This is a genomic window from Nocardia sp. CNS-044, assembly GCF_059570515.1.
This window is the reverse complement of sequence record NZ_JCANSX010000012.1, coordinates 240,558-263,431: the sequence shown is the minus strand read 5'-3', so window position 1 is coordinate 263,431 and position 22,874 is coordinate 240,558. Positions and strand designations below refer to the sequence as shown.

General features: G+C 69.7%; 22 protein-coding genes. 15 read left to right on the top strand and 7 right to left on the bottom strand.

The window, feature by feature from the left end; genetic code table 11:
- Positions 1 to 40: 40 nt before the first annotated feature.
- The 3 genes from T333_RS31730 to T333_RS31720 all read right to left on the bottom strand — a co-directional run bounded on the left by T333_RS31730 (position 41) and on the right by T333_RS31720 (position 3,178).
- A complete protein-coding gene (locus T333_RS31730; RefSeq protein WP_496426785.1) occupies positions 41 to 1,021 on the bottom strand; it encodes an Acg family FMN-binding oxidoreductase in 981 nt (326 codons plus the stop codon).
- A gap of 236 nt (positions 1,022 to 1,257) precedes the next feature.
- Positions 1,258 to 2,145: an MBL fold metallo-hydrolase gene (locus tag T333_RS31725; protein WP_357253754.1), complete on the bottom strand. Its 888-nt coding sequence runs from the start codon at positions 2,143 to 2,145 to the stop codon at positions 1,258 to 1,260.
- Positions 2,146 to 2,281: 136 nt separating this feature from the next.
- Complete coding sequence (locus tag T333_RS31720) at positions 2,282 to 3,178, bottom strand: NmrA family NAD(P)-binding protein (protein WP_496426784.1); 897 nt, start codon at positions 3,176 to 3,178, stop codon at positions 2,282 to 2,284.
- A 109-nt stretch (positions 3,179 to 3,287) separates the two neighbouring features.
- Here T333_RS31720 and T333_RS31715 point away from each other — a divergent pair, with 109 nt between their 5' ends.
- The gene (locus T333_RS31715; protein WP_496426783.1) at positions 3,288 to 4,070 is read left to right on the top strand and encodes a TetR/AcrR family transcriptional regulator; all 783 of its coding nucleotides are present in this window, start codon (positions 3,288 to 3,290) and stop codon (positions 4,068 to 4,070) included.
- A 269-nt stretch (positions 4,071 to 4,339) separates the two neighbouring features.
- Here the strand turns inward: T333_RS31715 and T333_RS31710 are convergent, their stop codons facing one another.
- Positions 4,340 to 4,729 carry a DUF2237 family protein gene (locus T333_RS31710; RefSeq protein ID WP_019048221.1) on the bottom strand — a complete coding sequence of 130 codons (390 nt, stop codon included), beginning with the start codon at positions 4,727 to 4,729 and terminating at the stop codon, positions 4,340 to 4,342.
- A 154-nt stretch (positions 4,730 to 4,883) separates the two neighbouring features.
- Here T333_RS31710 and ftsY point away from each other — a divergent pair, with 154 nt between their 5' ends.
- The 8 genes from ftsY to T333_RS31670 all read left to right on the top strand — a co-directional run bounded on the left by ftsY (position 4,884) and on the right by T333_RS31670 (position 15,236).
- Positions 4,884 to 6,497, top strand: a complete 1,614-nt coding sequence (ftsY, locus tag T333_RS31705) for a signal recognition particle-docking protein FtsY (protein ID WP_496426852.1) — start codon at positions 4,884 to 4,886, stop codon at positions 6,495 to 6,497.
- 439 nt (positions 6,498 to 6,936) lie between these two features.
- Positions 6,937 to 8,235, top strand: a complete 1,299-nt coding sequence (locus tag T333_RS31700; protein WP_185757244.1) for an ammonium transporter — start codon at positions 6,937 to 6,939, stop codon at positions 8,233 to 8,235.
- A gap of 4 nt (positions 8,236 to 8,239) precedes the next feature.
- Complete coding sequence (locus tag T333_RS31695) at positions 8,240 to 8,578, top strand: P-II family nitrogen regulator (RefSeq protein WP_040868325.1); 339 nt, start codon at positions 8,240 to 8,242, stop codon at positions 8,576 to 8,578.
- An 83-nt stretch (positions 8,579 to 8,661) separates the two neighbouring features.
- Positions 8,662 to 11,112 (top strand): [protein-PII] uridylyltransferase, encoded by a 2,451-nt coding sequence (locus T333_RS31690; RefSeq protein WP_357253746.1) that lies wholly within the window; start codon positions 8,662 to 8,664, stop codon positions 11,110 to 11,112.
- A 159-nt stretch (positions 11,113 to 11,271) separates the two neighbouring features.
- Positions 11,272 to 11,559: a hypothetical protein gene (locus T333_RS31685; protein ID WP_372508152.1), complete on the top strand. Its 288-nt coding sequence runs from the start codon at positions 11,272 to 11,274 to the stop codon at positions 11,557 to 11,559.
- Between the two features lie 102 nt (positions 11,560 to 11,661).
- A complete protein-coding gene (ffh, locus tag T333_RS31680; RefSeq protein WP_354999321.1) occupies positions 11,662 to 13,230 on the top strand; it encodes a signal recognition particle protein in 1,569 nt (522 codons plus the stop codon).
- A gap of 99 nt (positions 13,231 to 13,329) precedes the next feature.
- Positions 13,330 to 14,424, top strand: a complete 1,095-nt coding sequence (locus T333_RS31675; RefSeq protein ID WP_496426851.1) for an amidohydrolase family protein — start codon at positions 13,330 to 13,332, stop codon at positions 14,422 to 14,424.
- A gap of 257 nt (positions 14,425 to 14,681) precedes the next feature.
- Complete coding sequence (locus T333_RS31670) at positions 14,682 to 15,236, top strand: dihydrofolate reductase family protein (RefSeq protein WP_496426782.1); 555 nt, start codon at positions 14,682 to 14,684, stop codon at positions 15,234 to 15,236.
- 58 nt (positions 15,237 to 15,294) lie between these two features.
- Here the strand turns inward: T333_RS31670 and T333_RS31665 are convergent, their stop codons facing one another.
- Positions 15,295 to 15,468, bottom strand: a complete 174-nt coding sequence (locus T333_RS31665) for a hypothetical protein (RefSeq protein ID WP_354999323.1) — start codon at positions 15,466 to 15,468, stop codon at positions 15,295 to 15,297.
- Between the two features lie 286 nt (positions 15,469 to 15,754).
- Here T333_RS31665 and rpsP point away from each other — a divergent pair, with 286 nt between their 5' ends.
- From rpsP to trmD, 4 genes are all read left to right on the top strand, one after another.
- Positions 15,755 to 16,186: a 30S ribosomal protein S16 gene (rpsP, locus tag T333_RS31660; RefSeq protein ID WP_067782140.1), complete on the top strand. Its 432-nt coding sequence runs from the start codon at positions 15,755 to 15,757 to the stop codon at positions 16,184 to 16,186.
- Positions 16,187 to 16,268: 82 nt separating this feature from the next.
- Positions 16,269 to 16,511: an RNA-binding protein gene (locus tag T333_RS31655; RefSeq protein ID WP_067782143.1), complete on the top strand. Its 243-nt coding sequence runs from the start codon at positions 16,269 to 16,271 to the stop codon at positions 16,509 to 16,511.
- On the top strand, positions 16,512 to 17,036 hold the full coding sequence (gene rimM / locus T333_RS31650) for a ribosome maturation factor RimM (protein WP_354999325.1): 525 nt from the start codon (positions 16,512 to 16,514) through the stop codon (positions 17,034 to 17,036).
- 52 nt (positions 17,037 to 17,088) lie between these two features.
- Positions 17,089 to 17,772 (top strand): tRNA (guanosine(37)-N1)-methyltransferase TrmD, encoded by a 684-nt coding sequence (trmD, locus tag T333_RS31645; RefSeq protein ID WP_354999326.1) that lies wholly within the window; start codon positions 17,089 to 17,091, stop codon positions 17,770 to 17,772.
- A gap of 75 nt (positions 17,773 to 17,847) precedes the next feature.
- Here trmD and T333_RS31640 read toward each other — a convergent pair whose 3' ends face one another.
- Both T333_RS31640 and T333_RS31635 read right to left on the bottom strand, forming a co-directional pair.
- Entirely contained in the window at positions 17,848 to 18,216 is a 369-nt protein-coding gene (locus tag T333_RS31640) for a VOC family protein (RefSeq protein WP_141809511.1), read from the bottom strand.
- Between the two features lie 357 nt (positions 18,217 to 18,573).
- Entirely contained in the window at positions 18,574 to 19,425 is an 852-nt protein-coding gene (locus T333_RS31635; RefSeq protein ID WP_496426781.1) for a helix-turn-helix transcriptional regulator, read from the bottom strand.
- 96 nt (positions 19,426 to 19,521) lie between these two features.
- Here T333_RS31635 and T333_RS31630 point away from each other — a divergent pair, with 96 nt between their 5' ends.
- Both T333_RS31630 and T333_RS31625 read left to right on the top strand, forming a co-directional pair.
- Entirely contained in the window at positions 19,522 to 21,165 is a 1,644-nt protein-coding gene (locus tag T333_RS31630) for an AMP-binding protein (RefSeq protein WP_496426780.1), read from the top strand.
- Positions 21,162 to 22,796, top strand: a complete 1,635-nt coding sequence (locus tag T333_RS31625; RefSeq protein ID WP_496426779.1) for an AMP-binding protein — start codon at positions 21,162 to 21,164, stop codon at positions 22,794 to 22,796. Before T333_RS31630 ends, T333_RS31625 begins: the two co-directional genes overlap by 4 nt.
- Positions 22,797 to 22,874 lie beyond the last annotated feature (78 nt).

The window sequence follows — 22,874 nt, the reverse complement described above, 5'->3', positions numbered from 1 at the left end:
TGATTCGCGGTTCGACGACTGCGGCGTCCGATAGCGCTGGTCAGGCCGAGATCCGGGCGTCGATCACCTCGTCGATCGCGCGGCGCGGGGTGAACGGCAGCGGGGCGACGCTGGTCGGCATGAAGCCGAGGCGGACCATCGCCTGCGGGTGGGCGCAGCCCTGCAGGACGTCGGCGCGGATGGCCGAGCGCAATTCGGCCATGCCGAGCGGTTCGGTCTGCAGGCAGCTGGCCATGCCGAGACTGGTCGCGGTGAGCAGCAACGCGCTGGCGGCCTCGCCCGCGCGCAGTGCGGAACGCTGGTCGTCCGCGGCGGTGCCGACCACCAGCCATTCGGAGCCGTCGTTCTCGAACGAGGTGTCGGCGAGTTCCGGCTCGACGAAGGCGCGCTGCGAGACGTCGTCGTCGAGGCGCGGTCGCGGGGTGTTGGCGGCGGGGACGCCGTCCGCGGTGCCGTGTCTGCCGCTCCACGCGGCGAGTTCCGCGAGGTAGGCGCGATCGCGGGCGTGCCTGCCCGCCGCGGCGCGGGTCACGCGGCTGAGCGGCTTGCGCATCGGCGGCGGGACCACTCGCGCCACCGCGCCGAACGGCACCGCGCGCTCGGCGACCTGGCGCAGCCGGCCGAAGGGAACCCGGCGGTCGCAGTAGCGCCTGCGGTCGGATTGCCGGTGCAGAATGGCGGCGCCGAGGTCGATGTCGTCGCGGGACGGGCTGTCGACGCTGACCGTGACGCGGGCCAGGTGCTCGTGGTCGAGCGGATTCGGCAGGTAGTCCACCTCGGCGGACCAGCCGTGCAACGCGAGCGCGACGCGGAGGTGGTGCAGCGCCGCGCCGCAGCTGAGCAGCAGCGCACGGCCGGTCGGGTCGGTCGAGGGAAGTCGCCTGGTGGGATCGGCGTACAGGTCGACGGAACCTTCATCCAGTCGCCAGCGCCACGGTTGGGTGTTGTGCACCGACGGTGCGCGGACCGCCATCGCCACGGCGTTTTCGAAGTCTTCTGCGCTCGGTTGTCGATCGACCATTGAGTCGAATGATCCTCTCGGGTCGGCTGTGATCGGGCGTGTCGATATTTCCGGCCTGAATCAATTCTCGCAGTCTGAAACACTCGACCTCCAGAAGAATTCTTCTTCGGGAGATATGTCACATCCGTATGGAAGTCGGCGGTCCCCCGGTGATCGCGAGCAGTCTGACCACTCCGGATTCCAGGTCGACGAACGGATCGTCACTGCCGGTCGTCGTACGCCCGTGCGTCTTCTTGTCACCGGATCCGATCCGGCGCGGGGAACCGGTGCGGTTGCCACATACGCCCGGCGGTGGCGGGGATGGCGCTGCCGAATTGGACGTCGGCGAAATGGCAGCCGTAGCCGAGGGTCCCGGGTACGGCGAGTTCCTCGACCAGGCCGTGCCGCACGTCGGCCGAGCACATCGGGTCGTGATCGGCCACGGCCGATAGCTCGGGGTGGGCGATCTGCAGGGACGAGTGCAGCGCGTCGCCGAACGCGACCAGCCGCTGACTGCCGGAACCGATGACGAAGCCCGTGTGCCCGGTGGTGTGCCCGGGCAGCGCCCGCACCCGCACACCGGGAAAGACCTCGTCACCGTCGGCTACGGTGCGGACCTGATGGGCGAACACGTCCAGCATCTCCGCGGTGGTGCCTGCCGCGGCGGCCAGCGCGCGATGGTGCCACTCGACCTCGGAGATCAGCACACGGGCGTGCGCGAACGGCGGCCGGGTCGCACCCGGCGCCGCCTGCCACAGCCAGCCGAAATGGTCGGCGTGCAGGTGGGTGACGGCGACCGTCTCGATCTCGGCGGGCTCGCGGCCGACCTGGGCGAGGCTGTCCAGCAGCGCGCCGCCGCGCAGGACCCCGACACCGGTCCGAAAGGTGAGGGGACCGAAACCGGCATCGATCAGCATCGCCCGTTCGCCGTATTCGATCAGCAGTCCGCCGACGCTGCCCACGAAGGCGTCGGCGTCGAGGTACTCGCGGTGGGTGTTCCAGAACCCGTCGGGCGCGGTGGGCAGCCAGGCGCGCGCGTTCATGGTGGTCAGTCCGTCGGGCAGGTAGGTCACGCGGAGCGGGCCGACATGCACGGTGCGGATCGGGGCGGGTTGGATCAAACGCTCGGCGACGGTGGTGGTCATCGCGACTCGGCTTTCACTGGCGTTCGGTGTGGAGGTGCTATGACTCTATCGGTGTTTCGGCGCCGTGTCGCCGCGAGCGGTCGATCGAATCTCGGTGCTGTAGAACATTTCTCGCCCCAACGGGGGCGCTTGTCTTCTAGGTGTCGATCAGCGACCTGATCCGGTCGGCTCCGCCGGACGCGAGCCAGGTCTCGAGGCTTCGCAAGCCTGGGTGCAGTTCACGCAGCGCGGGAATGTCGGCGCGCCAGCCGCCGGTCTCCCTGGTCACCCGCCACACCGTGTGGATCTCGGGCCCGATCGCCGCGGCTTCGGCCTCGCTCACCTCTTCGTACCGCACCTGGTGCCCGGTGGCCCGGGCGATCGCGGCGGCGGCGTCGACGGGAGTGATTGCCTCGCCTGCCAATTCGAGGAATTGGCCGTGGAAGCGGTCCGGGTCGGCGAAGGCCAGCGCCGCGAAGATCGCGACATCGTCGACCGCGATCATCTGCAACGGCCGCTCGGCCGGGAACAGGTGGCGGTGCACGCCGTCGGCGATGCCGTCCACCGGAGAACCCTGGAGCAGGTAGTTCTCCATGAATCGGACCGGGCGCAGCACGGTGTAGCGAAGACCGCCCGCGGCGACGGCCTGCTCGATGCGTTCTTTGCCGTGCGCACCCCACGCGCTGGCATCTCCCATCGAGGCGATGCCGGCGAAGACGACGTGGTCGACTCCGGCGGCGCGCGCCGCGTCGACCAGTGCGATGCCGCGCTGGGCCTCCAGGTCGCCGTCCCAGCCGTCGGCGCGGTAAGTCGCTGGGGGAACAACGAATACGCCGCGTGCGCCGGTCGCGGCTTTCACCAGAGTATCCGGTGCGTCGAAGTCGCCGATCGCCAACTCCGCGCCCGCCTCGGCCAGTGCCCGGGCGGCCGGAGCGTCGGGGTCGCGCACCAGGGCGCGCACCGGAATACCGTCCGCGAGAAGTCGCCGGGCGGTCGCGCCGCCCTGCTTTCCGGTGCCGCCGGTGACGAGTATCGGGTCGTGCTGTGTGGACATGTTCGCCTTTTCTGCGTTCTCGATAGAATCGGGTCGCTCGACCCGTTTTCGGACGTTACGGGTGATTCGACCCGCTTCGCGGGGCGCTCGATGGAAGGTGCGTAACGAAATGGCGGTCTCCACCGGCTCCTCCACCCTCGCGGCGCGTGCCGACGCGCAACGCAACCGCGCCCTCGTGCTGGCCGCCGCGCAGCGGGCCTTCGCCGAACGCGGCGTCGCGGTGACGCTGGCCGAGGTCGCGCGCCGCGCGGGCGTCGGCGCGGGCACGGTCTACCGGCACTTCCCGACGAAAACCGATCTGCTGGAAGCGGTCATGCAACAGCGCGTCGACCGGCTGGCCCGGCTCGCCGCCGAGCGGGTCGGTGCGCGGGATCCCGGCGCGGCGTTCTTCGCGGTGTGCGCGGAGGTGGTGTCGACCACCCCGCGCAACCAGGCGCTCTGCGAGATGGTGCAGTCCGACGACGGCTGGCCGCGCACGCTGATGCGCAGTGCGGGTGAGCGTTTCCACCGCGCGCTCGATGCGCTGCTGCTCGCGGCGCAGCGGCAGGGTGCGGTCCGCGCCGACATCGCGGTGGCCGATGTGCTCGACGTCTTCACCGGATGCGTTGCCATCCAACGCAATCGGCCTGCCGGTGCCGAGCTGGCGCCCGCGGTGGTCATCCTGCTCGACGCGCTGCGCGCCACGCCGAGCGCTGCGGGCGTAACGAAATTCGGCCCCGCTCGGAAGTCGCGTGACGAAACAGATGCTCGTAACGAAACGGAGGCCAGTCCGCGCTGCCCGGTCTGCGGGACGGCACTGGCCGTGCCCGGGGCCGGACGCCCGCGCCGCTATTGCTCGGCGGCTTGTCGGCAGAAGGCGCACCGTTCGCGCGCCGCACGCGCCATCGGCTGAACGGCCGGGGCGTCGTGTCCGGGCGGATCTGTGGGTTCGAGGGCTGTTCCTATAGGCGCCCACACGCTGATCACCCGTACCCCCGTGCGGCCACCCGTCGGCCACGAGAGCGGCCGGGCGAGTCGTGTTCGATGCGGCTATCCGGGCGCTGTCACCGGCACGACGGAGGCGAGGACGTCATCGATGGCCCTTCTGTGCCGGTGGTCGGCGCGGCGAGATCCCAGGGCGGGAACGAGACCGCCGGATGATTCGGTGGGGGCGTGTGACCGCTACAACAGGTCGCTCACGTCGTCGGGGACGTCGACGGCGTACTTGCGCAGAATGTCCATGGAGATCACTTCCAGGGCGTTCTCGTGGGTGGCCGCGAGCACGACGGGCGCGGCGACGCCGTCCTCGTGAGCGTGCAACCAGCGCACCGCGACCACGCACCACCGGTCGCCCGGCTGCAGTCCGGGAAAGTTGTTCTCCGGGCGCGGCGTACTCAGGTCGTTGCCGATGGACGCCTGATGTTCGAGGAACTCGGCCGTGACGACGGTGCACACGGTGTGGCTACCCAGATCCTCTGGCCCGGTGCTGCAGCAGCCGTCCCGGTAGAAACCGGTCAGAGGATCGGTGCCGCACTCTTCCAGCGGCCCCCCAAGCACGTTTCGATCGGTCACGTCGCCGATCCTATTGTCAGTTCCCGAGAAGTTCCGCAGGACAAGAAATCTCGGGGGCTGTGTCCGGGCCCCGCGCGTGGCGTGCTATGTGCACGTCCTTTCGCGCACCGCGGCCGAGCGACCCTATCCAGCGGCGATGCGGAGTTCTGCAAGGATGGTCGGCGTGAGTTCCGAAGCCTGGATTCTGATAGCCGCGGTCGCCGCCCTGCTCGTGGTGGCGTTCGTCGCCGGATTCGTCTTGTACAAGCGCCGCCGCGTCTCGATCACGGCGCCGAAGCCGGAGAAGGAGCTGACCGACCGGTCGGGCGGTTACACGGCGGCGGGCGGATTCAGCTTCAGTCAGGGCGGCGCGGCCACCGCGACACGCCCGGAACCGACCCTGGAGCGAACCGATACCGAAGGGCAACCGCACGTCGGCGACGACGCGGCCGTTCCGCGCGACGCGCCGCGGCGCGGCATCACCAACGTGCCGCTGCCGGACGGCGATGTCCTCACCCAGCCCGAGGGGCCGACCACCGCGCCGGTCGAACCGGAACAGGCGGACGCGACGGAGGCTCCCGCCGCGACGGAGACCGAATCGCAAGCAGCCGATACGCAGGCCCCGGCCGACACGCAGTCGCCCGTCGACACACAGGCGCCTGCGGGCACACAGGCCCCAGCGGACGCAGAAGTTCCGACCGACACACAACCAACCGAGCAGGCCCCGGTCGAGCAGCCGGTCGCCCCGACGGCCGAGCCGAAGACCCCGGTCGACCAGCCGCCGTCCGACACGGCGCTCACCGAGCCCGCCACGACGGTGCCGGACACCGCGGCCGCCGCGGAGACCGCACCCGCGCTCGAGGAGATCGAACCCACCGCGGGCCGCCTGGTCCGTCTCCGCGGCCGCCTGTCCCGCTCGCAGAACGCGGTCGGCAAGAGCCTGCTCGGCCTGCTCGGCGGCGGTGACCTGGACGAGGACTCCTGGGAGGAGATCGAGGACACCCTGGTCCTCGCCGATCTCGGCACCGCGAGCACCACCGCCGTCGTCGCCCGCTTGCGCGAGGAACTGGCCGCGCGCAGCGTGCGCACCACCGACCAAGCCCGGGCCGTGCTGCGCGACGTGCTCGTCGAGGCGCTGCGCCCCGAACTGGACCGTTCCATCCGCGCGCTGCCGCACGCGGACCATCCGTCGATCCTGCTGGTCGTCGGTGTCAACGGGACCGGAAAGACGACGACCACCGGCAAGCTGGCCAGGGTCCTGGTCGCCGACGGCCGCCGCGTGCTGCTCGGCGCGGCCGACACCTTCCGTGCCGCGGCCGCCGACCAGTTGCAGACCTGGGGCGAGCGGGTCGGTGCGGAGACGGTGCGCGGCAAGGAGGGCGCCGACCCGGCCGCGGTCGCGTTCGACGCGGTCAGCGCGGGCATCGAGCGCGGCGTCGACGCGGTGCTCGTGGACACCGCGGGCCGCCTGCACACCAAGACCGGCCTGATGGACGAGCTGGGCAAGGTCAAGCGCGTGGTGGAGAAGAAGGCCGAGGTCGACGAGGTCCTGCTGGTGCTGGACGCCACCGTCGGGCAGAACGGCCTGATGCAGGCGCGGGTGTTCGCCGAGGTCGTCGACATCAGCGGCGTGGTGCTCACCAAGCTGGACGGCACGGCCAAGGGCGGCATCGTCTTCCAGGTGCAGCACGAACTGGGTGTCCCGGTGAAACTGGTCGGTCTCGGCGAGGGCGCGGACGATCTGGCCCCGTTCGAGCCCGGCGCCTTCGTGGACGCTCTGCTCGGCTGAGCCGAGGAGTCGTTCGACGGCCGAGCGGACCACCCGCTCGGCCGTTCCTCGTTTGCGAATCGATAGCGGACGATCTCGACTCGGGGCCGCCTCGGCGTTCTTTCTCGAGACTTCCGCCCGCGCCCTCGAGACTTCCGACGCGACGGTCGGTGAACGGAAAGTTTGCGGCGCTGAACTCGCCGGTAACCCCTCCTCGCGGCGCGTCGAAACAAAGCTCACAACGACCCGCAAACACGTGGTGTACATCGCGAAACGTGGAAGCAACACAACCGCGCTATCCGTTCACCCAGGTGAAACACGACAGCTCAACGGATGAAACACCGAATGGCGACCCTTCTGTGCAGGTCCATTTGCCGAAGGCGGCTGGGCCCGAGATGAGGAGGACTTCAAGGTGGCATTTCCCGTAATCGGCGCGCCGGACGCCGGTGACACCGCATGGATGCTGGCGAGTTCAGCACTCGTGCTTTTGATGACACCCGGACTCGCGTTCTTCTACGGCGGCATGGTCCGCAGCAAGAACGTGCTGAACATGATCATGATGAGCATCAGCGCCATGGGATTGGTAACCATCCTGTGGGCGCTGTACGGCTTCTCCATGACCTTCGGTGAGGACAAGGCGAACCTCATCGGCGACCCGGGGCAGTATTTCGGTCTGAAGAGCGTTTTCGGCGGTAGCTACCTTGCCTCCACCGATCCGGCGGCCCCGGCCGCGATTCCGTTGAACGGAACCATTCCGCTGTCGGTGTTCGTTGCGTTCCAGTTGATGTTCGCGATCATCACCGTCGCACTCATCTCGGGCGCGGTCGCCGACCGCCTCAAGTTCGGCTCCTGGCTGCTGTTCGCCGGTATCTGGGTCACCGTGGTGTACTTCCCGGTCGCGCACTGGGTCTTCGCCTTCGACGGCTACACCGGTGAAGAGGGCGGCTGGATCGCCAACAACCTCAAGGCCATCGACTTCGCCGGTGGCACCGCGGTCCACATCAACGCCGGCGCCGCCGGTCTGGTGCTCGCCCTGATCCTCGGCAAGCGCAAGGGTTGGCCGCAGACGCCGTTCCGTCCGCACAATCTGCCGTTCGTGATGCTCGGCGCCGGTCTGCTGTGGTTCGGCTGGTACGGCTTCAACGCCGGTTCGGCCGTCGGCTCCAACGGCATCGCGGGCGCCACCTTCCTGACCACCACCATCGCCACCGCCGCCGCCATGCTGGCCTGGCTCCTGGTGGAGAAGATCCGCGACGGCCACCCCACCTCGCTGGGCGCCGCCTCGGGCATCGTCGCCGGTCTGGTCGCGATCACCCCGGCCTGTTCCTCGGTGAACGTCGTCGGCGCGCTGGCCATCGGCATCGTCGCGGGTGCGCTGTGCGCCCTCGCGGTCGGCCTCAAGTTCAAGTTCGGCTTCGACGACTCGCTCGACGTGGTCGGCGTGCACCTGGTCGGTGGTCTGGTCGGCACGCTGATGGTCGGCCTGGTCGCCGCGCCCGAAGCTCCGGCGGCTGTCGAAGGCTTGTTCTACGGTGGTGGGATCGAGCAGTTGAAGCTGCAGGCTGTCGGTGCGTTCACCGTGCTTGCGTTCTCCCTGGTCGCGACCGCGGTGATCGCTTACATCGTGAAGTTCACGATCGGTCTGCGCGCTACGGACGAGGGCGAGTCGGTGGGCCTGGACGAGTCCGAGCACGCGGAAACCGCATACGATTTCGCTGCTGTGGGTGGCACGGCACGCTCGCTCGTCAAGGAGGCATGACGACATGAAACTGATCACCGCAATCGTCAAACCGTTCACGCTCGAGGACGTCAAGTCCGGGCTGGAGCAGGCGGGCGTGCTCGGCATGACCGTCAGCGAGGTGCAGGGCTACGGGCGGCAGAAGGGCCACACCGAGGTCTACCGCGGTGCCGAGTACTCGGTCGACTTCGTGCCGAAGGTGCGGGTCGAGGTCGTCGTGGACGACGCGTCGGTCGACAAGGTCGTCGAGGTGATCGTCGAGGCCTCCCGCACCGGCAAGATCGGTGACGGCAAGGTCTGGGTGACCCCGGTGGAGTCGATCATCCGCGTGCGGACCGGCGAACGCGGTACCGACGCGCTGTAAGCGAACACTGATGAGCGGCGGCCCCGCTCCCACCGGAAAGCCCGGTCGGGGCGGGGCCGCACGCATCGAACGGGCGGTGGGTTGTGGGTAGCAGTAGCGGAAACGGCAAGCAGGGCAACGGCGAACGGGTCTCCAACGGGGCCGCCGATCTGGTCGCGGCGCGCAACCAGCTGCTCGACGGCGGGGTGCCGCGCAATCCGCGGTTGGACGCCGAGTCCCTCCGGTCGGCGCTGGTCGACCTCTTCGAACTGTGGCTCACCAGCAAGGGCGCCGAACTCGGCATCACCGCCGACAGCGGCCTCGCGGTGGTGGCCGTGGGCGGGCTCGGGCGCAGGGAGATGCTGCCGTACTCGGATCTGGATCTGGTGCTGTTGCACGACGACGTGGACCCGGCCCGGGTGGCCGAGGTCGCCGACCAGCTCTGGTACCCGCTCTGGGACGCCCACATCAAACTCGACCACAGCGTGCGCACCGTCCCCCAGGCGCTGCGGGTCGCCAACGACGATCTGATCGCGGCACTCGGCATGCTCGAGGCGCGGCACATCGTCGGCGACGTGGAGTTGAGCAACCTGCTGATCGGCGGCGTGCGCCGCGAGTGGCGCACCGGAATCCGAAACCGGTTCGACGACTTGATCGCCCAGGCGCACGCCCGTTGGCAGCGCAGCGGCGAGATCGCGCACCGCGCCGAGCCCGACCTCAAGAACGGGCGCGGCGGCCTGCGCGATATCCAGCTGCTCGACGCGCTGGCCGTCGCCCAGCTGACCGACGCCATGCCGGGGCTCGGTCCCGAGGTGCCCGGTGGCGGCGTCAAGCAGGCACAGCGGCGTTTGCTGGATGTTCGCACGGAGCTGCATCGGGTCGCGGGACGGTCCCGCGATCAGTTGCGCGCGCAGGACGCCGACGAGATCGGCGCGGCGCTGCGGATCGGCGATCGTTTCGATCTCGCGCGCACGCTCAGCGATTCGGCTCGGACGGTCAGCTACTCCGTCGACGTCGGACTGCGGACCGCGGCCAACGCGCTGCCACGCCGCGGACTCGCTCGGCTGCGCCGGATGCCCGTGCGACGACCACTCGATGAGGGGGTGGTCGAACACGCGGGCGAGGTGGTGCTGGCCAGGGACGCGCGGCCGCAGCGCGATCCAGGGCTCATCCTGCGGGTGGCGGCGGCGTCGGCGCAGACCGGGCTGCCGATGTCGGCCACCACGCTGAACCGCCTGTCCGAGGACGCGCCGGAACTGCGCGAGCCGTGGCCCAAGGACGCGCTCAACGATCTGCTCGTGCTGCTCGGCGCGGGTCGCGGCGCCATCGACGCGATCGAGGCGCTCGATCGCACCGGGCTGTGGGGCAGGCTGCTCCCGGAATGGGGCGCGGTGCGCGATCTGCCGCCGCGCGACGCACTGCACACCTGGACCGTCGACCGTCATCTGATGGAGACGGTGGCCTACGCGAGCGCGCTCAGCACTCGCGTCGCCCGCCCGGACCTGCTCCTGCTCGGCGCACTGCTGCACGACATAGGCAAGGGCCGCGCGGGCGATCACAGCGTGGTCGGCGCCGAACTGGCCACCCACATCGGCCGCAGGCTCGGGCTGTGGCCCTCCGACGTGCGCACCCTGAGCGCCGTCGTGCGCCACCACCTGCTGCTCCCGGACACCGCGACCCGTCGTGACCTCGCGGACCCGGACACGGTGCGGTTCGTGGTCGACGCGCTCGACGGCGACGCGCAGCTGCTGGAACTGCTGCACACCCTGGCCGAGGCCGATTCGCTGGCCACCGGCCCCGGCGTCTGGGGCGACTGGAAGGCCTCGCTCATCGGTGACCTGGTGCGACGCTGCCGCACGGTGATGGCGGGCTACGAACTGCCGACGCCCGAGCCCATCGCGCCGGAACTGCTGGCCAAGGCCGCGGCGGGCGGCGTGCACGTCGACCTGAAGCCGGGCGAGGGCAAGTTCACCTACGTGGCCACGGTGATCGCGCCGGACGCGCCGGGCCTGCTCTCGGACGCCGCGGGCGTGCTCGCGCTGCATTCGCTCCGGGTCCTCTCCGCGGCGCTCGGCGGCGAGGGCTCCTCGGCCGTCAACACCTTCGTCGTCTCGCCGAAATTCGGCGACCCGCCGGACGCCGGTTTGCTGCGCCAGGAGCTGATCAGGGCCATCGCCGGGGACCTCGATCTGCCCGCGCTGCTCGCCAAGCGCGAACGCGAAGCGACCGGAGCGGGCCCGAGTCCCTACGCTCGAGCCCAGCCGCGGCTGATCTGGTCGTCGACCGCGACGCCCGGGCAGGTGATCCTCGAACTGCGCGCCGAGGACCGCGTCGGCCTGCTCAGCCGGTTGGCGGCCGCGTTCGCGGGCTGCGGCGCGGACGTGCGCTGGGCGAAGGTGGTGACCATGGGTTCGGCCGTGGTCGACGCGTTCTGCCTGGAGCTCGGCGCCGAGGATGGGCCGCAACGCCGCGACGCCATCGAGAAGGCCGTGCTGGACGTGGTGCCGCGCCCCGCGCCGAAGAACACCGAGGACGCCGATTCGTCCGTTTCCTGACCCTCGACAGCCCGCGCCGCGATGCGAACCGCGGCGTTGCACGCGATTTGCTGGAACTTCTCTCCGCGGGGGCGGGCGACCCCTACTATCAGAGCGTCTGGCTATCGCGAGCACGAGGGGAGCAGGTCGGTGGCAATTGAGGTTGTTTCGGCTTCGATGATGACGAGCGACGAAACCACGCATATGGCGCGGTGTGTCGGCGGAGATCGATGGGTCGTTTCCTGGTTGCCTGGCCGTACGTTGACCGCGCAGCAGGCCGTGACCGCGATGACGATCGCCTCGACGGTTTCCACCACGCCCGACGCGCCGGAGGGCGCGGACTGGGCGATGCTCGACGATCTGGCGCTCGAGCTAGGACTGACCGGCCGGGAGGCCGCGTACATGGTCCGGCTGGAGAACCACGATTACCGCAAGACTTCCAAACCACGCCGCCGCGCACTCGAATAACTTTCGCGCGCCGCTCGAAGGACGCACCGCCTGCACGAACACGCGGGCGATCCCATTACGCTGGGAGCAAGTTGACGTCACTCGAGATCAGGAGCGCGATCGGTGTTCGAATCCCTGTCCGACCGGCTTACCGGTGCCCTCAAGGATCTGCGTGGTAAGGGGCGTCTGTCACCGGCCGACATCGACGCCACGTGCCGCGAGATCCGTCTGGCCCTGCTCGAGGCCGACGTCGCGCTGCCCGTGGTGCGCGGTTTCATCGCCAAGATCAAGGAGCGCGCCAAGGGCGCGGAGGTCTCCGCGGCGCTGAATCCGGCCCAGCAGGTCGTCAAGATCGTCAACGAGGAACTGATCGGCATCCTCGGCGGCGAGACCAGGCGGCTGAACCTGGCCAAGACCCCGCCGACGGTGATCATGCTCGCCGGTCTGCAGGGTTCCGGTAAGACCACCCTGGCGGGCAAGCTCGCCAAGTGGCTGAAGGGCCAGGGCCATCAGCCGCTGCTCGTGGCCTGCGACCTGCAGCGTCCCGGCGCCGTCACCCAGCTCCAGGTGGTCGGCGAGCGCGCGGGCGCGCCGGTGTTCGCACCGCATCCCGGCACCTCGATCGGCGGTGGCGACAACCCGCTCGGCATCTCCGCCGCCGACCCCATCGAGGTCGCGCGCGCCGGTGTCGCCGAGGCGCGCACCAAGCAGTACGACGTGGTCATCGTCGACACCGCCGGTCGCCTCGGCATCGACGAGGAACTGATGCGCCAGGCCGCGGGCATCCGCGACGCGGTGCAGCCGGACGAGACGCTGTTCGTGCTCGACGCCATGATCGGTCAGGACGCCGTCAACACGGCCGAGGCCTTCCGCGACGGCGTCGGCTTCACCGGTGTGGTGCTCACCAAGCTCGACGGCGACGCGCGCGGTGGCGCGGCCCTCTCCGTCCGCAACGTCACCGGCGAGCCGATCATGTTCGCCTCCAGCGGCGAGAAGCTCGAGGACTTCGACGTCTTCCACCCGGACCGCATGGCCAGCCGCATCCTCGGCATGGGCGATGTGCTCACCCTGATCGAGCAGGCCGAGCAGGTGTACGACGCGCAGCAGGCCGAGGAGGCCGCGCGCAAGATCGGCAGCGGCGAACTCACCCTCGAGGACTTCCTCGAGCAGATGCTGGCGATCCGCAAGATGGGCCCGATCGGCAACCTGCTCGGCATGCTGCCCGGCGCGGGCCAGATGAAGGACGTGCTCGCCCAGGTCGACGACAAGCAGCTGGACCGGGTGCAGGCCATCATCCGCGGCATGACGCCCGCCGAGCGGGACAACCCCAAGATCATCAACGCCTCCCGCCGCCTGCGCATCGCCAACGGCTCCGGCGTCTCGGTCTCCGAGGTCAACCAGCTCGTCGACCGGTTCTTCGAGGCCAAGAAGATGATGGCCATGATGGGCCGTCAGATGGGCCTGCCCGGTTCGCGCCGCGGCGGCGGCAAGAAGGGCAAGAAGGGCAAGAAGGGCGGTCGCGGGCCGACGCCGCCGAAGGTGCGCGGCGGTCTGCCCGGCATGGGAATGCCGGGGATGCCGCAGATGCCCGCGGGCATGCCCGATCTGTCGAACATGCCCGCCGGTCTCAACGAATTGCCGCCGGGCTTGGACGGTTTCGACTTGTCCAAGCTCAAGTTCCCGAAGAAGTAGGGGACCACCGGGGCGCGGACGGTGGTGCGAGGGCCGATCTCCGGTCTGCCCTCGGCGGCCGATACGTTGAGGACAGCCGAGGACGTCGAGGAGGTCGCTGTGCATCTACGCGGGGTTGTTCTGCCGGACGACGAGGTGCGCGATCTCTGGGTGCGCGACGGGCTGGTGTCCTTCGAGCCGGTGCCGGGAGCCGAAACCCTCTGCGCCGCAGGGTGGATCGTGCCGGGGCTGGTGGACGCGCACTGCCACGTCGGCATCCGCTACGGCGGCGGGCACGAGACCCGCGAGGGCGCACTCGCCCAGGCGGTGACCGAGCGCGACGCCGGGGTGCTGCTGATGCGCGACGCCGGGTCGCCGATCGATACGCACTTCGTCGACGAGCACGAGGAACTCCCGACGATCATCCGCGCGGGCAGGCACATCGCGCGGCCCAAGCGCTACATCCGCGAACTCGGTATCGATCTGGACGACGAACGCGACCTCCCGGAGATCGTGGCCGAGCAGGCGCGTTTCGGGGACGGCTGGGTGAAGATCGTCGGCGATTGGATCGACCGCTCCGTCGGCGACCTGCGCCCGCTGTGGAGCGACGCCATCCTGAAAGAGGCCATCGACGCCGCGCACGCCAACGGCGCCAGGGTCACCGCGCACGTGTTCGGTGAGGACGCGCTGCCCGGGCTCATCGGCGCGGGCATCGACTGCATCGAACACGGCACCGGCCTCACCGACGAGACCATCGAGATGATGGTCGAGAACGGCACCGCCCTGGTCCCGACCCTGATCAACATCGACACCTTCCCGTCCATCGCGGACAGCGCGGGCAGGTTTCCCGTCTACGCCGCCCACATGCGTGACCTGCACCGCCGCGTGCGCCAGACGGTCGCCGCCGCGTACGCCGCGGGCGTGCCGATCTACGCGGGCACCGACGCGGGCGGCTCCATCCGGCACGGCCGCATCGCCGACGAGATCACCGCGCTGGCCGGCGCGGGCCTGTCCGCGCACGACGCGCTCGGCGCTGCCTCCTGGAACGCGCGGAGCTGGTTGGGTCGGCCGGGCATCGAGCACGGCGCGCCCGCCGATCTCGTCGTCTACCGGGAAGACCCCCGCGTCGCACCGGCGGCTCTCCGTAGTCCCGGATACGTCGTCCTCCGTGGCCGCGTCTACCCCTCCGCGGACCCCGTCACCGGTCACCGCTGAGCGCGGCCAATCGCACCGCGTACCACCTCGCAAGCGAGTTCGGCTCCCGCGGAGTCTCCGGCCTCACCGGCGACTTCATCGTCTGCGGGCGGGGGATCGATCTGGAGCCACACACCCTTCATACGCCGCACATAGGCACCGCCTGTGTGGGGCGTATGAAGGGTGTGTGGCTCGCTTGCGCAGTCCTGTGCGATGAATTCGGCGTACTCGTCTCGTCGGTAGTGAGGAAGGCGTTTTCGTACCAAGGAGGTCGGCCCATGCGGGATCTGGTGGTGACGGAGAACATCACGCTGGACGGGGTGATCGATGCGACGGAGGGACGGTTCACCGTCGGCAACGACGCGGTGGACGATCAATCCGACATCCTGGCCGAGCTCATGGCCCACACCGCCGCTTGCGACGCGGTGCTGTTCGGGCGCGTCACCTTCGAGGACATGCGCGGCTACTGGCCGCAGCAGACCGACGATCGGACCGGCATCACCGACGACCTGAACCAGATGGCGAAATACGTGGTGTCGCGCTCGATGGACGACCCGGGATGGCAGAACTCCACGGTGCTGCGCGGGCTGGACGAGGTGCGCGCGCTGAAGGAGCGGCCGGGGAAGGACATCGTCTGCACCGGAAGCATCGCGCTGGCCCACCAGCTCATCGAGGCCGGGCTGGTCGACGAATACCGATTGTTCGTCTACCCGGTCGTGCTCGGCCGCGGCGCGCGGCTGTTCGACGAAGGTGCGCGGATTCCGGCGCTGCGCCTCGTCGAGAGCAAGCCGTTCCGTTCCGGAGTGGTGCTGCTGCGCTACCGCCCCGCCTGATTCGCGGCGATTTCATCGCAGGTAGGGGAGGATCCGGCCCGTACGGCCGCCCGGCAGCTCAGTTCAGGATCGCGTTGACAGCCGATCCGATGCCGCGCAACCCCGCGCCGAGGAGTCGGAACAGCAGCGGAGCGGCATTGATCGCCGCTTCCGCCGCGACCTCGCCGCCCACCTCACGCGCGGCCTCGCGCTTGAAACTGGTGCGCCTGGTGTTGCGTCGGAAGATCCCCATGACCGGGTTATTGCGGCGCGGCCGCGAAACGTTGCATTCGGGCCGAAACCCCCCGGTATCGTCGCCCTGGCCGCGTCACCGAGCCGTGGTGATCGAGGTCGAGAGGCGATTTCGGGCGGAGCGGACCGGTCTGGCAGAATGGACCACCGTCCTTCCGGACAGTGTCAGCCCGTCTCCGGTTACGCACCGCGCGGCGGTCACACACTTCAAGCGCGAAACCGGGCTCGCAGACCGTGCGGGTCGCTGAATCGCGCCGTGACCAACTACCTGAAAGAGGCAGATCAGCATGGCTGTTCGCATCAAGCTCACCCGCATGGGCAAGATCCGCAACCCGCAGTACCGCGTCGTCGTCGCGGACGCCCGCACCCGTCGTGACGGCCGGGCCATCGAGTCCATCGGCAAGTACCACCCGAAGGAAGAGCCGTCGCTGATCGAGATCGACTCGGAGCGCGTGCAGTACTGGCTGGGTGTCGGCGCGCAGCCGACCGAGCCGGTGCAGCGCCTCCTGGAGATCACCGGTGACTGGCAGAAGTTCAAGGGCCTGCCGGGCGCCGAGGGCACGCTCAAGGTGAAGCCGGCCAAGCCGTCCAAGCTGGACCTGTTCAACGCCGCGCTGGCCGCCGCCGAGAACGAGCCGGTCGCCGAGGCCGTCACCCCGAAGAAGAAGGCCAAGAAGGAAGAGGCCGAGGGCGAGGCCGCTACCGAGGCTGCCGAGTAATCGTGAGCGAGCGCAGCGAGCGAACCATCGACACAGCGCGCACCGCGCTCGCGACCGAGCCGAGCGCTAGCGAGGTGGAGTCGTGAGCGCGGTAGTGGCGGATGCCGTCGAGCACCTGGTGCGCGGCATCGTCGCCAATCCCGATGACGTCCGCGTCGAGCTGATCACCGGCCGTCGCGGGCGCACCGTCGAGGTGCACGTCCACCCCGAGGACCTGGGCAAGGTGATCGGCCGCGGCGGACGCACCGCGACCGCCCTGCGCACTCTCGTCGCGGGCATCGGCGGCCGGGGCATCCGGGTCGACGTGGTCGACACCGATCAGTAGATGGAACTCGTCGTAGGGCGGGTCGCCAAGTCGCACGGTGTGCGCGGCGAACTCGTCGTCGAGGTCCGCACCGACGAACCCGAAGAGCGTTTCGCGGTGGGCACCACCCTGCGTGGTCGCCTGCCGCGCTCGTCGGAGGTTCGCGACTTCACCGTGGAGTCGGCCCGCGAGCACTCGGGCCGGCTCCTCGTGTTTCTCGCCGGGATCGCCGACCGCACCGCCGCCGACGCGCTGCGCGGCACGCTGTTCGTCGTGGACAGCGCGGACCTGCCGCCCTCGGACGATCCGGACGAGTTCTACGACCACGAGCTGGAGGGGCTGACCGTCCAGCTCACCGATGGCACGGTCGTCGGCACGGTCACCGAGGTGCTGCATTCGGCTGCGGGAGAACTGCTTTCGGTACGCGCCGCCGACGACGGCCGGGAAATCCTGATTCCGTTCGTCACGGCGATCGTGCCCACCGTGTCGCTCGCCGACCGGCTGGTGGTCATCGATCCGCCCGAGGGCCTGCTCGATCCCGAGTGATGGGCACTGCGCGCGCCGGGCGCGGGAATCTCGGCGGAACGAAGGGGCTGGGATGAGGCTCGACGTCATCACGATCTTTCCGGAGTATCTGGAGCCGCTGCGCACGGCGCTGCTCGGCAAGGCCATCGACAAGGGACTGATCTCCGTCGACGTGCACGACTTGCGGCGCTGGACGCACGACGTGCACAAGTCGGTCGACGATTCGCCGTACGGCGGCGGGCCGGGCATGGTCATGAAGCCGACCGTCTGGGGCGACGCGCTGGACGAGGTGTGCCCCGACGACGCCCTGTTGGTGGTGCCCACCCCGGCGGGCGTCCCGTTCACCCAGGCCACCGCCCAGCGCTGGGCCGCCGAGCAGCATCTGGTCTTCGCTTGCGGCCGCTACGAAGGCATCGATCAGCGCGTGTTCGACGACGCCGCGCGGCGGGTGCGCGTCGAAGAGGTCAGCATCGGCGACTACGTCCTCATCGGCGGCGAGGCCGCGGTGCTGGTGATGACCGAGGCCGTCGTGCGCCTGCTGCCCGGCGTGCTCGGCAATCAGCAATCGCACCAAGAGGATTCGTTCTCCGACGGCCTGCTCGAAGGTCCGAGCTACACCCGCCCCGTCAGCTGGCGCGGCCTCGACGTGCCACCGATCCTGCTCTCCGGCGACCACGCGAAGGTGGCCGCCTGGCGTCGCGAACAGTCACTGGCCCGCACCCGCGAACGCCGCCCGGATCTGCTGCCGCCGGAGTGAATCATCCAGCGGCCGAATTTCCTGAAGCGCCAACGTTATCGGGTTGTCCGCCAGTCGGAGGATCGACAGCGTCGTTCAGTCGGGCAACTGCGCCGTCGTGATGCAGAACGGATGCCCGGCCGGATCGAGCAAGACCCGCCACCGGTCGCCCGGCTGGGTGGGCGCGGGCACCGCACCCAACGCGAGCGCGCGCTGCTCGCACGCGTCCAAGTCGTCGTCGGCCGCCAAATCCAAGTGCACGATCGAGCTACCGGGCCACACGGGCGGCTTGTAGTCCGCGATCCGCTGCGCGATGACCGCTAGACCGGACGGGATGCGGATCGCCGCGCTGCGCTCCTTGCTCCACAGTGTGTGTCCGCCGAGCAGATCGAGGTAGAACCGCGCGAGCGCATCGGGGTCGGCGCAGTCCAGGGACAATCCCGCGATACGGAAAGGCTCTGTCACGCAAGGGAGTGTAGGGCGGACCACATCACCGCCCCGACCCGGGAGTCCTCCAACGGCCGCCGCAATCCCTTGGCGGCCGGGCGAATTGGCCCGAACACCGGAAACGCCGAAGGCCCAAGGGGCGCAGAGCGGTTGCTATCGAGCCGGTATGACGGCGATGCTGCCGTTGGTACCCGTGGATCATCAGACCCCAGGGCGCGGACTGCGGCTCCGAATGATCCAGCGCCATGGCAAGAATCGGGGCTTCCCCGCGCACGCTGGGTTCGCGGCCAGCGACCAGGGTGCGTTCGCACAACCGCATGATCATGGCACGGGCCGAGCCGACGGTCGGTGCCGGATGAGGGAGGTCGGTCCGAATCAGGGGAGGAGGCCGAGGCGGCGGGCGGTGACGACGGCCTCGTGCCGGGTGCGCGCGTCCAGTTTGGTCATGGCGTTGCGCAGGTAGCTCTTCACCGTTTCCGCACCGAGCGAGAGACGTTGGGCCGCTTCCTGATTGGTGCATCCGAGCGCGATCTCGGCGAGCACGTCCAATTCCCGGCGGGACAGGCGCGGCGCGTCGGGAGCGGGTTCGCCGGTGAGGACCCGGCCGAGACGGTCGCAGATGCCGTGCAGCCGGGCCCGCAGGCGCTCGTCGGTGGCCGTGCGGGCCAGGCCGCGCAGTTCGGCGCCGATGTCGCGCAATTCCTCGGCGGCGGCGGGCGCGGTGTCCGGCGTCGGCGCCGTCATCTCCAGCAGCCGTAGCCGCCGATCCACTTCGTCGCGGATCGCGAACTCGGTGGCCAGCCGTTTGCCCGCCTGCATCATCAGATCGGCGGTCCGGTCGCCTAGCGGGCTCGTACCGCGCGTCGCGGCGTAGAGCACCGCGCGCGATCGATCGTCGACGACCACCGGCACCGCGAGCACCGAGCGGATGCCCTCGCCCGAGACCGGCGCGTCGTAGTGGTGGGTGATGGAGGCGGCGTTGCGGTAGTCCGCCACCGACGCGGGCCTGCGCATATCCATGACCTGGCCGCCGAGGCCCGAACGGCGCAACACGGTGAGGCCGCGCAGCCCGTTGGTCATCGTCCCGACGAACTCGGTGAGCAGCAACGCATCCTCGTGCACCTCGCCACCGAATACGACGGGGACGCCCGCCCGATGCGCCACCCAGCGGATCTCGGCGCGCAGCGCGTCCGCGTCGCGGGGCCGCAGCAGGGAAGTGGTGGTCAAACGACTCACCCCTTTTCGGGGGTAGTGACGAACGTGATGCAACCCACATCCTATGGGACACGAGGGTGGCGTGGATCACCGACGAGGAGAGGCGACATGAGCACGGACCTGGACGCGCGGGTGCGCGAACTGCTGGAGTGTTACGACGGACCGGAGGCCTGTGCGGCGGAGCTGCTGTGCGACCGACATCCGGCGGACCGCGTCGCGTTCACGGTGGTGGACGCCGACCTGAGCGCCACCGACCTCACCTACGGCGAACTCCGCGAGCGTTCGGCGCGTTTCGCCGCGGCGCTGGCCGGGCTCGGGGTCGGGCGCGGCGATCGCGTCGCCACCCTGATGGGCAAGTCCGCGGACCTGATCGTGGCGCTGCTCGGCATCTGGCGCCGCGGCGCTGTGCACGTGCCGCTGTTCACCGCGTTCGCGCCGCCCGCCATCGCCTTCCGCTTGACGGCCGCCCGCGCCGCGCTCGTCGTCGCGGACGCCGATCAGGCCGTGAAGCTGGCGCCCGGCGACGACATTCCGGCCGACGCGCCATGGCGGCTGGTCGTCGCGGGATCGTCCGAGGAGGTCGGACCGGACACCTTGCGTTTCGCCGACCTGCTCGACGCGTACGCCGCCGACGACCCGCGCGCCGCCGCGGTCGCGGTCGGCGGTGACGGACTGCTCGTCCAGCTGTTCACCAGCGGCACCACCGGCACCCCGAAGGGCGTGCCGATCCCGCTGCGCGCGCTGGCTTCCTTCCACGCGTATCAGGAGTTCGCGCTGGATGTCCGCCCCGACGACGTCTACTGGAACGCCGCCGATCCGGGCTGGGCCTACGGGCTCTACTACGCGATCCTGAGCCCGCTCGCGTCGGGCACCCGCAGCCTGCTGCTGCACGCGGGCTTCTCCGCGCCGCTCACCTGGCGGGTCATGGAGCGCTTCGGGGTCACCAACTTCGCCGCCGCGCCCACCGTCTACCGCGCCCTGCGGGCCGACGACAATGCGCCGCCAACGGGTTTCGCGCTGCGCCGCGCCTCCTCCGCGGGCGAACCGCTCACCCCCGAGGTCGTCGCCTGGTCGGCGCGGAATCTGGGCGTCGCCGTCCGCGACCACTACGGGCAGACCGAGCACGGCATGGTCGTCTGCAACGCCTGGCACGACGAGCTCAGCGCCGACGCCCCGCTCGGATCGATGGGCAGGCAGCTGCCCGGCTGGACCTGTGCCGTGCTCGCCGAGGACGCGGACGTCGAGGCCGCCCCCGGTGAACTCGGCCGGGTCGCGATCGACACCGAGCGCAGTCCGCTGCTGTGGTTCCTGGGCTATCTCGACGCCCCCGAGCGCACCGCGCAGCGCTACACCGCCGACGGCCGTTGGTATCTCACCGGCGACGCCGGATCCCGCGACGCCGACGGGTTCTTCCACTTCTCCGCCCGCGACGACGACGTGATCATCATGGCGGGCTACCGCATCGGCCCGTTCGAAGTGGAGAGCGTGCTGGTGCTGCACGACCAGGTGGCGGAGGCCGCGGTGGTCGGTCTGCCGGACGAGTTGCGCGGGGAAGTGCTGGAGGCATTCGTGGTGTTGCGCAACGGATCCGCAGGCAGCGCCGAATTGGCCGCCGAGCTACAGCAATTGGTGAAGGAGAAGTTCGCGGCGCACGCCTATCCGCGCCGGGTGCATTTCGTGACGAGTCTGCCGAAGACGCCCAGCGGCAAAGTGCAGCGTTTCGTGCTGCGCCAGCAGGGAGGTGCGCGATGAACCTCGCGCTGCCGAGCTACGCCTCGGGCACCTCGGACGCGCCGCTGCTCGGCGACACTATCGGGGCCGACTTGGACCGCACCGCCGCGGCGCATCCGGATCGGGAAGCGTTGGTGGACTCGCCGACCGGACGCCGTTGGACCTACCGCGAACTCGTCGCGGCGGTCGACGCGACAGCGTCCGGTCTCGCCGCCCGCGGTCTCGCCAAGGGCGATCGCGTCGGCATCTGGGCCCCCAACTGCGCGGAGTGGTTCCTCGTGCAGTACGCCACCGCCAAGCTGGGCGCGATCCTGGTCAACATCAATCCGGCCTACCGCACCAGCGAACTCGGATACGTGCTGCGCCAAGCCGGGGTTCGGATGCTCATCGCCGCACCGGAGTTCAAGACCTCGGACTATGTCGCCATGATCGAGGAGGTCCGACCCGAATGCCCGGGCCTCGACCAGGTTCTGATCCTCGGCGGCGCGGACTGGGCCGCGGTGGCCGACGCGCCGGCCGACGCCGAGCGACTGGCCGCCGTGGCGGTGACGTTGTCGGCGGACGATCCGATCAACATCCAATACACCTCGGGCACAACGGGTTTCCCCAAGGGCGCCACGCTCAGCCATCACAACATCCTCAACAACGGTTACTTCGTCGGGGAGCTGTGCGGGTACACCGAACAAGACCGGATCTGCGTGCCGGTGCCCTTCTACCACTGCTTCGGCATGGTGATGGGCAATCTGGCCGCCACCAGTCACGGTGCGGCGGTGGTGATTCCGGCGCAGGCCTTCGACCCGGCGGCAACCCTGGAAGCGGTCGCCCTGGAGCGCTGCACCTCCCTTTACGGCGTGCCGACGATGTTCATCGCCGTGCTCGCCGAGCTGGACTCGGTGCTCGAGAAGACGGGCGCGACACCAGATCTGTCGACTTTGCGGACCGGCATCATGGCGGGTTCGCCATGTCCGGTGGAGGTGATGAAGCGGGTCATCGACCGGCTCGGCATGCACGAGGTGTGCATCTGCTACGGCATGACCGAAACGTCTCCGGTGTCCACCCAGACCCGCCGCGACGACGACCTCGATCGCCGGACCGCGACCGTCGGCCGCGTCGGCCCGCATCTCGAGGTCAAGATCGTCGATCCCGCAACGGGTCTGACCGTCCCGCGCGGCGAGCCCGGCGAACTGTGCACCCGCGGCTACTCGGTGATGCTCGGCTACTGGGATCAGCCGGAGAAGACCGCCCAAGCCATCGACGCGGCCCGCTGGATGCACACCGGCGACATCGGCGTGATGGACGCCGACGGGTACATCGCCGTGACCGGCCGGATCAAGGACATGGTGATCCGCGGCGGCGAGAACATCTACCCCCGCGAGATCGAGGAGTTTCTCTACACCCACCCGGACATCCTGGACGCCCAGGTGATCGGTGTGCCCGACGCGAAGTACGGCGAGGAACTGATGGCCTGGATCCGCATGCGCGAGGGCGCCATCCCGCTGGACGCCGAGTCCCTGCGCGCCTTCTGCACCGGCAAACTCGCCCACTTCAAGATCCCGCGCTACGTCCACCTGGTCGACGAATTCCCGATGACCGTCACGGGCAAGATCCGCAAGGCCGAAATGCGAGAGATGGCAAGGCAACTCCTCGGCTAGCCCGAGCTGCCCCACTGAGCCCAGAGGAACGGGCGCACCGAAACCGGCGCCTCCGTTCCTCGGGGCACAATGGGCGCA

Excerpts from the sequence above, each read along its gene's own strand:
- T333_RS31730 (WP_496426785.1), bottom strand. The coding sequence starts at position 1,021 with ATGGTCGATCGACAACCGAGCGCAGAAGACTTCGAAAACGCCGTGGCG.
- T333_RS31725 (WP_357253754.1), bottom strand. The coding sequence starts at position 2,145 with ATGACCACCACCGTCGCCGAGCGTTTGATCCAACCCGCCCCGATCCGC.
- T333_RS31720 (WP_496426784.1), bottom strand. The coding sequence starts at position 3,178 with ATGTCCACACAGCACGACCCGATACTCGTCACCGGCGGCACCGGAAAG.
- T333_RS31715 (WP_496426783.1), top strand. The coding sequence starts at position 3,288 with ATGGCGGTCTCCACCGGCTCCTCCACCCTCGCGGCGCGTGCCGACGCG.
- ftsY (WP_496426852.1), top strand. The coding sequence starts at position 4,884 with ATGGTCGGCGTGAGTTCCGAAGCCTGGATTCTGATAGCCGCGGTCGCC.
- T333_RS31700 (WP_185757244.1), top strand. The coding sequence starts at position 6,937 with ATGCTGGCGAGTTCAGCACTCGTGCTTTTGATGACACCCGGACTCGCG.
- T333_RS31695 (WP_040868325.1), top strand. The coding sequence starts at position 8,240 with ATGAAACTGATCACCGCAATCGTCAAACCGTTCACGCTCGAGGACGTC.
- T333_RS31685 (WP_372508152.1), top strand. The coding sequence starts at position 11,272 with ATGACGAGCGACGAAACCACGCATATGGCGCGGTGTGTCGGCGGAGAT.
- T333_RS31670 (WP_496426782.1), top strand. The coding sequence starts at position 14,682 with ATGCGGGATCTGGTGGTGACGGAGAACATCACGCTGGACGGGGTGATC.
- T333_RS31665 (WP_354999323.1), bottom strand. The coding sequence starts at position 15,468 with ATGGGGATCTTCCGACGCAACACCAGGCGCACCAGTTTCAAGCGCGAG.
- rpsP (WP_067782140.1), top strand. The coding sequence starts at position 15,755 with ATGGCTGTTCGCATCAAGCTCACCCGCATGGGCAAGATCCGCAACCCG.
- rimM (WP_354999325.1), top strand. The coding sequence starts at position 16,512 with ATGGAACTCGTCGTAGGGCGGGTCGCCAAGTCGCACGGTGTGCGCGGC.
- trmD (WP_354999326.1), top strand. The coding sequence starts at position 17,089 with ATGAGGCTCGACGTCATCACGATCTTTCCGGAGTATCTGGAGCCGCTG.
- T333_RS31630 (WP_496426780.1), top strand. The coding sequence starts at position 19,522 with ATGAGCACGGACCTGGACGCGCGGGTGCGCGAACTGCTGGAGTGTTAC.
- T333_RS31625 (WP_496426779.1), top strand. The coding sequence starts at position 21,162 with ATGAACCTCGCGCTGCCGAGCTACGCCTCGGGCACCTCGGACGCGCCG.